Here is a 13,191-nt window from a genome sequence, read left to right as displayed (position 1 = left end):
CGTGTTGCTACCCCCGAAGGGCTCGTGCGTGCTCCTGGAGGGACCGTACGCCCACATCGCCCCTGACGATGGCCTGGATGCCCGCCGCGGCCGCGGCGAGTCCCTGCACGGTGGTGATGCACGGGATCCCGCGCAGTACGGCGGCGGTGCGGATGTCGTAGCCGTCGAGGCGCGGGCCCGACTGCCCGGGGCTGCCGAACGGCGTGTTCACGATGAGGTCGACCTCGCCGTCGAGGATGCACTGCACGATCGTCGGCTCACCGCCGGGTCCCCTCCCCTCGCTCTGCTTTCGCACGATCTTGGCATGGACTCCGTTGCGGCGCAGCACCTCCGCGGTGCCCTCGGTGGCCAGAATCTCGAAGCCCAGATCGGCCAGCGCCCGTACCGGGAAGATCATCGCCCGCTTGTCGCGGTTGGCCACCGAGACGAACGCGCGGCCCTTGACCGGCAGCTCGCCGTAGGCGCCCGCCTGCGACTTGGCGTAGGCGATGCCGAAGAACTCGTCGATGCCCATGACCTCGCCGGTCGAGCGCATCTCCGGGCCGAGCACGATGTCGACGCCGCGGAAGCGGTTGAACGGCAGCACCGCCTCCTTGACCGCGATCGAGGCGTCCAACGGCAGCGTGCCGCCGTCGCCCTCGGCCGGCAGCATGCCCTCGGCGCGCAGCTCGGCGACGGTCGCGCCCATCATGACCCGGGCCGCCGCCTTGGCCAGCGGCGTCGCGGTCGCCTTGGACACGAACGGCACGGTACGGCTGGCGCGCGGGTTGGCCTCCAGGACGTACAGCACGCCCGCCGACATGGCGTACTGGACGTTGAGCAGGCCCCTGACCCCCACTCCGGCCGCGATGGCCTCGGTGGCGGCCCTGATCCGCTTGATGTCGTTGCCGCCGAGGGTGATCGGCGGCAGCGCGCACGCCGAGTCGCCGGAGTGGATGCCGGCCTCCTCGATGTGCTCCATGACGCCGCCGAGGTAGAGCTCCTCGCCGTCGTAGAGCGCGTCCACGTCGATCTCGATGGCCTCGTCGAGGAACTTGTCGACCAGCACCGGGTGGCCGCCCTCCTGGGCCGCCATGTAGGTGGTCAGCGTCACGTCGTCGTAGACGATGGCCATGCCGGCGCCGCCCAGCACGTACGAGGGGCGCACCAGCACCGGGTAGCCGATCTCGTCGGCGATGGCCTGCGCCTCGCCGACGGTCAGCGCGGTGCCGTGCTTGGGCGCGGGCAGTCCGGCCTCGGCCAGCACCCGCCCGAACGCGCCGCGCTCCTCGGCCAGGTGGATCGACTCGGGCGAGGTGCCGACGACGGGCACGCCCGCGTCCTTGAGCGCCTGCGCCAGGCCGAGCGGCGTCTGCCCGCCGAGCTGCACGATCACGCCCGCGACGGGCCCGGTCTGCTGCTCGGCGTACACGACCTCCAGGACGTCCTCCAGGGTGAGCGGCTCGAAGTAGAGCCGGTCGGAGGTGTCATAGTCGGTCGAGACGGTCTCGGGGTTGCAGTTGACCATGACGGTCTCGAACCCGGCCCGCGACAGCTCGAAGGAGGCGTGCACGCAGGCGTAGTCGAACTCGATGCCCTGCCCGATGCGGTTCGGCCCGCTGCCCAGGATGAGCACCTTGGGCCGGTCGCCGTACGGGACCTCGTTCTCCTCGTCGTAGGTGGAGTAGAGGTAGGGCGTCTTGGCGGCGAACTCGGCGGCGCAGGTGTCGACGGTGTTGTAGACGGGCCGCAGGCCGAGCGCGTGCCGCAGGTCGCGGACCCGCGCCTCGCCGACGCCGCGGATCTCGCCGATCTGCGCGTCGCTGAAGCCGTGCCGCTTGGCCCGCTCCAGCGCGTCCCGGTCCAGCTCGGGCGTCGCGGCCAGGGCCCGCGCCTCCTCGTCGAGCAGCATGAGCTGGTCGAGGAACCACGGGTCGACGCTGGTCGCCGCGAACAGCTCCTCGACTCCGGCGCCCGCCCTGATGGCCTGCTGCATGGTGCGCAACCGCCCGTCGTGCGGGGTACGGCAGGCCGCCAGCAGCTCCTCGCGGTCGCCGACGGGACCCGCCCAGGAGAACGACGAGTCCTTCTTCTCCAGCGACCGCAGCGCCTTCTGCAGCGCCTCGGCGAAGGAGCGGCCGATGGCCATGGCCTCGCCCACGGACTTCATGTGGGTGGTGAGCGTCTGGTCGGCGCCCTTGAACTTCTCGAAGGCGAAGCGGGGCACCTTGACCACGATGTAGTCGAGGGTCGGCTCGAAGGAGGCCGGCGTCACCTTGGTGATGTCGTTGGGGATCTCGTCGAGGGTGTAGCCGATGGCCAGCTTGGCCGCGATCTTCGCGATCGGGAAGCCGGTGGCCTTGGAGGCCAGCGCCGAGCTGCGCGACACGCGCGGGTTCATCTCGATGACGATCATGCGGCCGGTGCGCGGGTCGACCGCGAACTGGATGTTGCAGCCGCCGGTGTCGACGCCGACCTCGCGGATGACCGCGATGGCGACGTCGCGCATGTTCTGGTACTCGCGGTCGGTCAGGGTGAGCGCGGGCGCCACGGTGACGCTGTCGCCGGTGTGCACGCCCATCGGGTCGATGTTCTCGATGGAGCAGACGATGACGACGTTGTCGGCCCGGTCGCGCATGACCTCCAGCTCGTACTCCTTCCAGCCGAGGATGGACTCCTCCAGGAGCACCTCGGTGGTCGGCGAGGCGTCGAGGCCGGCTCCGGCGATGCGCCGCAGGTCGGTCTCGTCGTAGGCGAAGCCGGAGCCGACGCCGCCCATGGTGAAGGAGGGCCGCACGACGACCGGGTAGCCCAGCTGGTCCGCGGCGGCCACGCACTCGTCCATGGTGTGGCAGACGTGGGAGCGGGCCGACTCGGCGTTCAGGCCGCGCTCGCGGGCGACCTTGGCGACGATCTCCTTGAACAGCTCGCGGTTCTCGCCCGCCTGGATGGCGTCGAAGTCGGCGCCGATCAGCTCGACGTCGTACCGCTCCAGCACGCCCGCCTCGTGCAGCGCGACCGCGGTGTTCAGCGCGGTCTGCCCGCCCAGGGTGGGCAGCAGCGCGTCGGGGCGCTCCTTGGCGATGATCTTCTCGACGAACTCCGGGGTGATCGGCTCGACGTAGGTGGCGTCGGCGAACTCGGGGTCGGTCATGATCGTCGCCGGGTTGCTGTTGACGAGGATCACCCGGAAGCCCTCGTCCCGCAGCACGCGGCAGGCCTGGGTCCCGGAGTAGTCGAACTCGCACGCCTGCCCGATGACGATCGGCCCGGAGCCGATCACCAGGACGGACCTGATGTCCTCACGCTTGGGCACGGGTCATGACCTCACAGAACTCGTCGAACAGGTAGGCGGCGTCGTGCGGGCCGGCCGCGGCCTCGGGGTGGTACTGCACGCTGAAGGCGCGCCCGTCGAGCAGGCGCAGGCCCTCGACGCACCGGTCGTTGAGGTTGACATGGCTGACCTCGGCCGGGCCGTACGGGGTGTCGAACGGGCCGTCGAGGGGCGCCTCGACGGCGAAGCCGTGGTTGTGCGCGGAGATCTCCACCTTGCCCGTGCGGACGTCCCGTACCGGCTGGTTGACGCCGCGGTGCCCGTAGCGGAGCTTGTAGGTCGACAGGCCGAGCGCGCGGCCGAAGAGCTGGTTGCCGAAGCAGATGCCGAAGAACGGCGTGCCGCCCTCCAGCACCTGGCGCAGGGCGGTGACGTCGGCGGTGGCAGGGTCGCCGGGGCCGTTGGAGAAGAACACGCCGTCCGGCCGGACGGCCATGATGTCCTCGTAGGTCGCGGTGGCCGGCAGCACGTGCACCTCGCAGCCGCGCTCGGCCATCCGGTGCGGGGTCATGCCCTTGATGCCCAGGTCCACGGCGGCCACGGTGAACCGCTTCGCCCCGATGGCCTCGACGACGTACGGCTCGGCGGTGGCGACCTCGGCGGCCAGCGCGGCCCCGGTCATGGACGGCGCCTGCCGTACCCGCTCGGTCAGGGCCTCCAGTGGCTCGGACGGGGAGCTGAAGATGCCCGCCCGCATGGCGCCGCGCTCGCGCAGGTGGCGGGTGAGGGCGCGGGTGCCGGGGATGGCGATGCCGACGACGCCCTGCTCCTTGAGGTAGTCGTCGAGCGAGCGGTCGGCGCGCCAGTTGGACACCACGCGCGACGGCTCGCGGACGACGTAGCCCGCCACCCAGACGCGGCCCGACTCGGGGTCCTCGTCGTTGACGCCGGTGTTGCCGATGTGGGGGGCGGTCATCGCGACGATCTGGCGGTGGTAGGACGGATCGGTGAGGGTCTCCTGGTAGCCGGTCATGCCGGTGTTGAAGACCATCTCACCGAACGTCTCACCCTCGGCGCCGTAAGGGGTTCCGTGGAAGACGCGGCCGTCTTCCAGGACGAGGACGGCGTTACTCAAGCGAGCTTCCCTTCGAGAACGGTGGGCTTGCCGCGAAGGAACGTGGCAAGCACCCGGCCCGGCAGCGTCATGCCCTCGTAAGGCGTGTTGCGGCTCTTCGACGCGAACGCGGAGGGGTCCACCTGGGTGCGCGCGGCCGGGTCGTACAGGGTGATGTTGGCCGGGGAGCCGGCCGCGAGCGGCCGGCCGTGGCCCGCCAGGCGGCCGATGTGCGCGGGCATGGCCGACATGCGCTCGGCGACGCCCGCCCAGTCGAGCAGCCCGGTGTCGACCATGGCCTCCTGGACCACGCTGAGCGCGGTCTCCAGGCCGACCATGCCCATGGCCGCGGCGGCCCACTCGGTCTCCTTGTCCTCGACCGGGTGCGGGGCGTGGTCGGTGGCGACGATGTCGATCGTGCCGTCGGCCAGGGCCGCGCGCAGTGCCTCGACGTCCTCGCGGGTGCGCAGCGGCGGGTTGACCTTGTAGATCGGGTTGTAGGCGCCGTTCGGCGACCGCTCGACCAGTTCGTCGGTGAGCAGCAGGTGGTGCGGGGTGACCTCGGCGGTGACGTTCCAGCCCTTGGACTTGGCCCAGCGGATGATCTCCACCGAACCGGCCGTCGAGACGTGGCAGACGTGCAGGCGGGAGCCGACGTGCGCGGCCAGCAGGCAGTCGCGGGCGATGATCGCCTCCTCGGCGACCGCGGGCCAGCCGGCCAGGCCGAGCCGGCCGGAGATGACGCCCTCGTTCATCTGGGCGCCCGCGGTCAGCTTGGGCTCCTGGGCGTGCTGGGCGACGACGCCGTCGAAGGCCTTGACGTACTCCAGGGCGCGGCGCATCAGCACCGCGTCGTCGACGCACCTGCCGTCGTCGGAGAAGACCCTGACCCGGGCGGCGGAGTCGGCCATCGCGCCGAGTTCGGCGAGCTGCCTGCCCTCCAGGCCGACGGTGACGGCGCCGACCGGCTGCACGTCGCAGTGGCCGAACTCCTGGCCGAGGCGCCAGACCTGCTCGACGACGCCGGCGGTGTCGGCGACGGGCATGGTGTTGGCCATGGCGTGCACGGCGGTGTAGCCGCCGCGGGCGGCCGACTGGGTGCCGGTCTGCACGGTCTCGGCGTCCTCGCGGCCCGGCTCGCGCAGGTGGGTGTGCAGGTCGACGAGACCGGGCAGGGCGATGGCGCCCGCGCCGTCGATCACCTGGCCGTCCGCCTCCAGGTTGTCGCCGATCTCGGCGATCACGCCGTCGCGGACGCGGATGTCGCGCGGGTCGCCGCCGAGAATCCGTACGTTCTTGATGATCATTACGCGGTCTCTCCCCCGAGCAGCAGGTACAGGACGGCCATGCGGATGGTCACGCCGTTGGCGACCTGCTCGACGATGGTCGAGCGCGGCGAGTCGGCCACCTCGGCGGCGATCTCCATGCCCCGGTTCATCGGCCCGGGGTGCATGACGATCGCCTCGTCGGGCATCTTGGCGAACCGCTCGCGGTCCAGGCCGTAGCGGCGGGAGTACTCCCGCTCGCTGGGGAAGTAGGCGGCGTTCATCCGCTCTTTCTGCACCCGGAGCATCATCACGACGTCGGACTTGGGCAGCACCGCGTCGAGGTCGTAGGAGACCTCGCACGGCCAGGTGCCGATCGAGACCGGCACCAGTGTGGGCGGCGCGACCAGCGTGACCTCGGCGCCCAGGGTGTCCAGCAGCAGCACGTTGGAGCGGGCGACGCGGCTGTGCAGCACGTCGCCGACGATGGTGACCTTGCGGCCCTCCAGCGAGCCGAGGCGGCGGCGCATGGAGAAGGCGTCGAGCAGTGCCTGGGTCGGGTGCTCATGGGTGCCGTCGCCGGCGTTGACGACGCTGCCGCGCACCCAGTCGGCCAGCCGGTGCGGCGCGCCGGAGGCGCCGTGCCGGATGACGACGGCGTCGGCGCCCATCGCCTCCAGGGTCAGCGCGGTGTCCTTGAGCGACTCGCCCTTGGAGACGCTGGAGCCCTTGGCGGAGAAGTTGATGACGTCCGCCGACAGCCGCTTCGCGGCGGCCTCGAAGGAGATCCGGGTGCGGGTGGAGTCCTCGAAGAACAGGTTCACCACGGTACGGCCGCGCAGCGTCGGCAGCTTCTTGATGGACCGTTCCGAGACCCTGGCCAGTTCCTCGGCGGTGTCCAGGATGAGCAGGGCGTCGTCCTTGGTCAGGTCGCCCGCGGAGATGAGATGCCGGTTCACTTGATCAGCTCCACTGCGTCGCGCCCGTCGATCTCCTGGAGATAGACCTTGACCTTCTCGCTCTTGGCGGTGGGCAGGTTCTTGCCGACGTAGTCGGCGCGGATGGGCAGCTCGCGGTGTCCCCGGTCGACCAGCGTGGCGAGCTGCACGGCGGTGGGACGGCCGAGGTCGTTGAGCGCGTCGAGCGCGGCGCGGACCGTGCGACCGGAGTAGAGCACGTCGTCGACGAGGACGACGGTCCTGCCGTCGACGCCCTCCGGCGGCAGCTCGGTGCGGCCCAGCGGGCGGGCGGGGCGCAGGCGCAGGTCGTCGCGGTACATCGTGATGTCGATCGAGCCGACCGGGATCTTGACGCCCTCGAACTGCTCGATGCGCTCGCCGAGCCGGTGAGCGAGGGTCGCGCCGCGGGTAGGGATACCGAGGAGGATGACGCCTGCGGCGCCCTTGGTGCGCTCGAGGATCTCGTGCGCGATCCGGGTCAACGCCCGGTGGATGTCCGGGCCTTCGAGAACGGCCCTGGGTTCGGACATGCGGAGAACTCACCGCCTTTCCCGCCTCACTGGACGGGTCTTAAAAGGGTGTCGGTCGGAGTCACAGTACCAGCACCCACCAGCCACGATGGGCCGGGGTACGGGTCACGCTAGGCTGTTTCACGACACAATGTGATCGGGGGGTTACGTTGGGCGCTCAGCTACGGCGGATTCGCCAGCGGATCAAGTCCATCAAGTCGACCGCGAAGATCACCCGTGCGCAGGAGCTGATCGCCTCCTCGCGGGTGGGCAAGGCGAGAGTTCGCGCGGCGTCGGCGGAGCCGTACTCCAGGGAGATCTCCAGGGCGGTGTCGGTGCTCGTCAGTCATCACATGCGGATGAACCACGCGCTGCTGAACGAGCGGCCCGACACCTCCCGTGTGGCGATCCTGCTGCTCACCAGCGACCGCGGCTTCTGCGGCGGCTACAACCACAACGTCATCAAGCAGGGGCAGGCCCTGGCGGCGCTGTGCCGGCAGCAGGGCAAGGAGCCGACCTTCTACGTCCTCGGCAGGAAGGGCGTGGAGTGGTTCAGCTTCCGCGACCGCGAGATGGACGGGTGGTGGACGGGCATGAGCGGGCAGCCCGACTACGCGACCGCCGCGGAGGTCGGCCGGCGGCTCATCGACGCGTTCGACATGCCGACCCGCGAGGGCGGGGTGGGCGAGGTGCACGTGGTCCACACCGAGTTCGTCTCGATGCTGAACCAGGAGACCACGGTGACCAGGATCCTGCCGCTGGGGGTGGAGGAGGTCGAGGTCGAGGAGCGCGCCGAGGGCGGCCGGGTGCCCAAGGCGCCCTACGAGTTCGACCCCACGCCGGAGGCGGTGCTGAACGAGATGCTGCAGAAGTACGTCCGCTCGCGGGTGTGGTACATGCTGCTCAGCGCGGCGGCCGCCGAGCACGCGGCCCGGCGGACCGCCATGATGTCGGCCACCGAGAACGCCCACGAGCTGATCGACACGCTCACCCGCGAGGCGAACACCGCCAGGCAGGCGGAGATCACCACGGAGATCAACGAGATCTCGGGCGGCGCGGAGGCGCTCAAGCACCACTGAACGACTTGGCAAAACAGGACAAAAGGTTATAAAACCTCTCTCAAGTCTTTTGAGGGAGGTTTCACGTGGCCCGGCCGGAAAAAGCACTGACCGCTCGCGAGCGCACCGCGCTCGACGCCATCGCCCGCCAGCTCGCCGACGACGACCCCGCGCTGGTGCGCAGCCTTTCCGAGCACGGCAGCGGCATGGTCACCGCCGAGCGCATCACCTCCCGCTGGGACGCCTGGCCGGTCGCGCTGCTCGCCATCTGCCTGGCGATCTTCGCTTTTGCCCTTCTTCTCACCAGTAACGCCGGATAGGCGTTTTGCGCTCTCCGCGCATGGGAAGTCACCCGATGTTAGATCCATCGGGGGATTTCAGTGCCGGGGGGCACCATGGGGGAACCTCAACGGCCGGGTGACGCCGACCTGGGCACCACAGAGGCCGAGGTGGCCGGCGTCTCCACCGCACCGGGTCGCGACCTCGGCCTCGGCGCGGCGATCGCGCTGGTCATCGGCAACATCGTCGGCACCGGGATCTTCCTGCTGCCCGCCTCGCTGGCCGCGTTCGGCACGGTCAGCATCATCGCCATGGGGCTGGTCACCATCGGCGCCATCGCCATGGCGCTGGTCTTCGGCAAGCTCGGCGCCCGCCTTCCCGCGGGCGGCGGTCCCTACGCCTACGCCCGCGACGCCTTCGGCGAGTTCGTCGGCTTCTGGAACGCCTGGTCGTTCTGGCTGACGGCGTGGATCGGCAACGCCGCCATCGCGGTGGCCTGGGTCGGCTACGTGCAGTACTTCGTCCAGCAGGTCTTCGGCCTGAACTGGAACAGCACGTTCGCCGCGATCGTCATCGCGCTGGTCGGCCTGTGGATCCCGGCGTTCGTCAACCTGCTCGGCGCCAAGAACATGGCCGCCTTCCAGCTCGTCACCGCCGTGCTGAAGTTCGCGCCGCTGCTGTTCATCGCGGTCGTCGGCCTGTTCTTCATCCAGGGCGCCAACTTCGGCGAGTTCAACGCCACCGACGGCAGCTGGATCGGCGCCATCTCGCTGGCCGGCGCGGTCGCGCTGTTCATCTACTCGGGCGTGGAGAGCGTCGCCATCGCCGCGGAGAAGATCAAGGACCCGGTCCGCAACATCGGCCGGGCCAGCCTCATCGGCGTGCTGGCCTGCGCGGCGCTCTACATGCTGAGCACCGTGGCCGTCATGGGTACGGTCCCGCACGACCAGCTCGTCAACTCCACCGCGCCCTTCGCCGACGCGCTCAACAACATGTTCGGCGGGTCGATCGGCGGCCTGGCCATGGCCGCGTGCGCCATCGTCTCCGGCATCGGCGCGCTGAACGGCTGGACCATGCTGGTCGCCGAGATGCCGATGGCCGCCGCCAAGGACGGCATGTTCCCGCGCATGTTCACCAAGGAGTCCGGGCGCGGGGCGCCGGTGGTCGGCATCCTGGTCGGCACGATCCTCACCTCGGCGATGCTGCTGGTCGCCTACGCCTCCGCCAACGCCTTCAACACGATCGTGCTGCTGGCGTCCTTCACCACCGTCATCCCGTACTTCTTCTCCGCGGGGGCCCAGCTCTTCTGGCTGATGACGGGGGCCCGCGAGGTGCACAAGAAGCGCCTGGCCCGCGACGTGACGATCAGCGTGATCGCGCTGCTGTTCGCGTTCTGGATGGCCTTCGGCTCCGGCGCCGACGCGGTCCTCGGCGGCACGCTGATGCTGCTGGTGGGCGTGCCGGTCTACATCTGGGTGAAGTCCAGGCGGGGAGAGTACGGCCCGCTCGAAGTAACTCACGGCTCTCACAGGGGATAGCGAAACCATGACCTTTCATGTCGATTCCGAGGTGGGCAGGCTCAGCCAGGTGCTGCTGCACAAGCCAGAGCTGGCGCTGAAGCGTCTCACCCCGACCAACAAGGACGAGTTCCTCTTCGACGACGTGCTGTGGGTGCAGCGGGCGCTGGAGGAGCACGAGGCGTGGCAGCAGGTGCTGCGCGACCGGGGCATCACCGTCTACATGCTGGCCGACCTGCTGCGCGAGACCCTCGACATCCCGGAGGCGCGCAAGCACATCCTCGACCGCGTCGTCGACGAGCGCTGGCTCGGGCCGATGTCCACCGACGCCATCCGCAACACGCTCGACGCGATGCCGTCGAAGGAGCTGCAGCCGTTCCTCACCGGCGGCATCACCAAGAGCGAGATCAGGGAGCACGGCGCCGACCCCAGGAGCGTGGCCTTCCACGCCATGGACGACCACGACTTCATCCTGCCGCCGTTGCCCAACCACCTGTTCACCCGCGACACCTCGTGCTGGATCTACGACGGCGTCTCCATCAACGCGATGAAGAAGAAGGCGCGCCAGAACGAGACGGTGAACTTCGAAGCCGTCTACCGGTACCACCCGACCTTCGCCTCCGGCTACGGCACTTCGCCGGCCACGGGCGGGTTCAACATCTGGATGCCCGGCACCTCGGTCGCGCCCGCCACCATCGAGGGCGGCGACGTGCTGGTCATCGGGCGCGGGGCGGTGCTCATCGGGATGAGCGAGCGCACCCAGCCGCAGGCTGTCGAGATGCTCGCGCACAACCTGTTCAAGACGGGCTCGGCCAAGAAGATCGTCGCGCTGGACATGCCGAAGGCCAGGGCGTTCATGCACCTGGACACCGTGATGACCATGGTGGACGTGGGCGTGTTCACGAAGTACGCGGGGCTCGGCATGCTGCCCTCGTACACGATCGAGCCCGGGGACATCGAGAAGGAGCTCAAGGTCACCGACCACGCGCCGGAGGACATGCACAAGGCCATCGCCAGGGCGATCGACCTGGACGACATCAAGATCCTCACCGCCACCCAGGACGTCTACGCCGCCGAGCGCGAGCAGTGGGACGACGGCTGCAACGTGCTGGCCCTGGAGCCCGGGGTGGTCGTCGCCTACGAGCGCAACACCACCACGAACAACTTCCTCCGCAAGAACGGCATCGAGGTCATCACCGTCGCCGGCAGCGAGCTGGGACGAGGCCGGGGCGGGCCGCGCTGCATGAGCTGCCCGCTAGAGCGCGACGGGATCTGAGGGAGTGTCATGGGTTTGAACCTTCGCAACCGCAGCTTCCTCAAAGAGCTCGACTTCACGCCCGAGGAGTTCCGTTTTCTGCTGAGGCTGGCGGCCGACCTGAAGGCGGCCAAGTACGCCGGCATCGAGGAGCCCCGCCTCAGGGGCAAGAACATCGCGCTGATCTTCGAGAAGACCTCCACCCGCACCCGGTGCGCCTTCGAGGTCGGCGCGCACGACCAGGGCGCGCACGTCACCTACCTGGACCCGACGGGCTCGCAGATGGGCCACAAGGAGTCGGTCAAGGACACCGCCAGGGTGCTCGGCCGGATGTTCGACGGCATCGAGTACCGCGGCAGCAAGCAGTCCAACGTCGAGGAGCTGGCCGCCTACTCGGGCGTGCCGGTGTGGAACGGGTTGACCGATGAGTGGCACCCGACCCAGATGCTCGCCGACATGCTCACCATGCAGGAGCACAGCGACAAGCCGCTGCACGACGTCTCCTTCGCCTACCTGGGCGACGCGCGCAACAACATGGGGCACTCGCTGCTGGTCACCGGCGCCATGTTCGGCATGGACGTACGGCTGGTCGCGCCCAAGTCCCTGCAGCCCGACTCCACGGTGGTCAAGCCCGCCAAGGCGCTGGCCGAGCGGACCGGGGCGACGATCACCATCACCGACGACGTGGGCAAGGGCGTCAAGGGCGTCGACTTCCTCTACACCGACGTGTGGGTGTCGATGGGCGAGCCGAAGGAGGTGTGGGGGGAGCGGATCAAGCTGCTCATGCCGTACCAGGTGAACGCGGAGGTGGTGAAGGCCACCGGGAACCCGGGCGTCAAGTTCATGCACTGCCTGCCCGCCTTCCACAACCGGGAGACGAAGGTCGGCGAGGACCTGTTCGAGAAGACCGGCCACGAGGCGCTCGAGGTCACCGAGGAGATCTTCGAGTCGCCGAGGTCGATCGTCTTCGACGAGGCGGAGAACCGGCTGCACACCATCAAGGCCATCATGGTCGCCACCCTGGGGGACTGACATGCGCGTCCTGGTCGCCCTGGGGGGCAACGCGTTGATGCGGCGCGGCGACAAGCCGGACGCCGAGCTGCAGATGGGCAACGTGGCCGTCGCCGTCAAGACGCTGGCCCAGGTGGCCGAGCGGCACGAGCTGATCATCACGCACGGGAACGGCCCGCAGGTGGGCGTGCTGGCGCTGGAGAGCGCGGGCGACCCCAACCTGAGCAAGCCGTACCCGCTGGACACGATCGGCGCCGAGACGCAGGGCATGATCGGCTACTGGATGCTGCAGGCCCTGCAGAACGCGCTGCCGGGCCGGCAGGTGCTGTCCATGGTCACCCAGACCCTGGTGTCGGCGGTCGACCCGGCCTTCGACGATCCGACCAAGTTCGTCGGCCAGGTCTACGACCAGGCCGAGGCGGAGAAGCTGGCCAGGGAGAACGGCTGGATCGTCAAGCCGGACGGCCAGTACTGGCGGCGCGTGGTGCCCTCCCCCATGCCGCAGCGCGTGGTGGAGACCCGGCTGATCCGCAAGAGCGTCCGCGACGGCGTCGTGGTGGTCTGCGCGGGTGGCGGCGGCGTCCCGGTGATCCGCGACTCGGCCGGCCGGCTGTCCGGCGTGGAGGCGGTCATCGACAAGGACCTCACCGGGTCGGTCCTGGCCGAGGCGCTGGAGTGCGACGCGTTCCTGATCCTCACCGACGTACCGCGGATCATGAAGGACTTCGGCACGCCGCAGCAGGCCGAGATCGGTCACACCACGCCGTACGAGCTGCGCGCCATCGACTTCCCGGCGGGCTCGATGGGGCCCAAAGTGGAAGCGATGTGCCGGTTCGTCGAGACCACCGGTGACATGGCCGCCGTCGGCAAGCTCGACCAGGCGCTGGAGATCCTCGACGGGACGTCCGGCACCATCGTCACGCCCAACGCCACCTGGCCTCTGGCCAGCACACTCTAAGACGTCACCGAGG

General features: G+C 69.5%; 11 protein-coding genes. 6 read left to right on the top strand and 5 right to left on the bottom strand.

What is annotated here, in order from left to right; translation table 11 throughout:
- Window positions 1-7: 7 nt before the first annotated feature.
- From carB to pyrR, 5 genes are read right to left on the bottom strand one after another with little or no spacing between them, the layout of a single operon-like run.
- Window positions 8-3,295 carry a carbamoyl-phosphate synthase large subunit gene (carB, locus tag ABZ911_RS04940; protein WP_358051966.1) on the bottom strand — a complete coding sequence of 1,096 codons (3,288 nt, stop codon included), beginning with the start codon at window positions 3,293-3,295 and terminating at the stop codon, window positions 8-10.
- The gene (carA, locus tag ABZ911_RS04935; RefSeq protein WP_358051964.1) at window positions 3,282-4,388 is read right to left on the bottom strand and encodes a glutamine-hydrolyzing carbamoyl-phosphate synthase small subunit; all 1,107 of its coding nucleotides are present in this window, start codon (window positions 4,386-4,388) and stop codon (window positions 3,282-3,284) included. The genes carB and carA overlap by 14 nt, the downstream gene beginning before the upstream one ends.
- Window positions 4,385-5,674, bottom strand: a complete 1,290-nt coding sequence (locus ABZ911_RS04930) for a dihydroorotase (RefSeq protein ID WP_358051962.1) — start codon at window positions 5,672-5,674, stop codon at window positions 4,385-4,387. Before ABZ911_RS04930 ends, carA begins: the two co-directional genes overlap by 4 nt.
- On the bottom strand, window positions 5,674-6,591 hold the full coding sequence (locus ABZ911_RS04925) for an aspartate carbamoyltransferase catalytic subunit (RefSeq protein ID WP_358051960.1): 918 nt from the start codon (window positions 6,589-6,591) through the stop codon (window positions 5,674-5,676). The genes ABZ911_RS04930 and ABZ911_RS04925 overlap by 1 nt, the downstream gene beginning before the upstream one ends.
- The gene (pyrR, locus tag ABZ911_RS04920) at window positions 6,588-7,121 is read right to left on the bottom strand and encodes a bifunctional pyr operon transcriptional regulator/uracil phosphoribosyltransferase PyrR (RefSeq protein ID WP_358051958.1); all 534 of its coding nucleotides are present in this window, start codon (window positions 7,119-7,121) and stop codon (window positions 6,588-6,590) included. The genes ABZ911_RS04925 and pyrR overlap by 4 nt, the downstream gene beginning before the upstream one ends.
- Window positions 7,122-7,270: 149 nt before the next feature.
- On the opposite strand from pyrR, the gene ABZ911_RS04915 reads away from it, so the two are divergent.
- The 6 genes from ABZ911_RS04915 to arcC all read left to right on the top strand — a co-directional run bounded on the left by ABZ911_RS04915 (window position 7,271) and on the right by arcC (window position 13,178).
- The gene (locus ABZ911_RS04915) at window positions 7,271-8,179 is read left to right on the top strand and encodes a F0F1 ATP synthase subunit gamma (RefSeq protein ID WP_358051956.1); all 909 of its coding nucleotides are present in this window, start codon (window positions 7,271-7,273) and stop codon (window positions 8,177-8,179) included.
- A 65-nt stretch (window positions 8,180-8,244) separates the two neighbouring features.
- Window positions 8,245-8,478, top strand: a complete 234-nt coding sequence (locus ABZ911_RS04910) for a DUF3040 domain-containing protein (RefSeq protein ID WP_358051954.1) — start codon at window positions 8,245-8,247, stop codon at window positions 8,476-8,478.
- Window positions 8,479-8,553: 75 nt separating this feature from the next.
- The gene (locus ABZ911_RS04905; RefSeq protein WP_358051952.1) at window positions 8,554-9,975 is read left to right on the top strand and encodes an amino acid permease; all 1,422 of its coding nucleotides are present in this window, start codon (window positions 8,554-8,556) and stop codon (window positions 9,973-9,975) included.
- Between the two features lie 7 nt (window positions 9,976-9,982).
- Entirely contained in the window at window positions 9,983-11,230 is a 1,248-nt protein-coding gene (locus ABZ911_RS04900; RefSeq protein ID WP_358051950.1) for an arginine deiminase, read from the top strand.
- A gap of 9 nt (window positions 11,231-11,239) precedes the next feature.
- On the top strand, window positions 11,240-12,241 hold the full coding sequence (gene argF / locus ABZ911_RS04895) for an ornithine carbamoyltransferase (protein ID WP_358051949.1): 1,002 nt from the start codon (window positions 11,240-11,242) through the stop codon (window positions 12,239-12,241).
- A 1-nt stretch (window position 12,242) separates the two neighbouring features.
- Window positions 12,243-13,178, top strand: coding sequence for a carbamate kinase (gene arcC / locus ABZ911_RS04890; RefSeq protein WP_358051947.1), 936 nt, complete (start codon window positions 12,243-12,245; stop codon window positions 13,176-13,178).
- Window positions 13,179-13,191 lie beyond the last annotated feature (13 nt).

The sequence above is a fragment of the Nonomuraea sp. NPDC046570 genome (assembly GCF_040645915.1).
Classification (GTDB): domain Bacteria; phylum Actinomycetota; class Actinomycetes; order Streptosporangiales; family Streptosporangiaceae; genus Nonomuraea.
This window is presented reverse-complemented; position numbering and strand designations above follow the sequence as displayed.

Bases quoted from the DNA above. Each gene is read 5' to 3' on its own strand.
- ABZ911_RS04930 (WP_358051962.1), bottom strand. From the start codon at position 5,674: ATGATCATCAAGAACGTACGGATTCTCGGCGGCGACCCGCGCGACATC.
- pyrR (WP_358051958.1), bottom strand. From the start codon at position 7,121: ATGTCCGAACCCAGGGCCGTTCTCGAAGGCCCGGACATCCACCGGGCG.
- ABZ911_RS04905 (WP_358051952.1), top strand. From the start codon at position 8,554: ATGGGGGAACCTCAACGGCCGGGTGACGCCGACCTGGGCACCACAGAG.
- ABZ911_RS04900 (WP_358051950.1), top strand. From the start codon at position 9,983: ATGACCTTTCATGTCGATTCCGAGGTGGGCAGGCTCAGCCAGGTGCTG.
- argF (WP_358051949.1), top strand. From the start codon at position 11,240: ATGGGTTTGAACCTTCGCAACCGCAGCTTCCTCAAAGAGCTCGACTTC.
- arcC (WP_358051947.1), top strand. From the start codon at position 12,243: ATGCGCGTCCTGGTCGCCCTGGGGGGCAACGCGTTGATGCGGCGCGGC.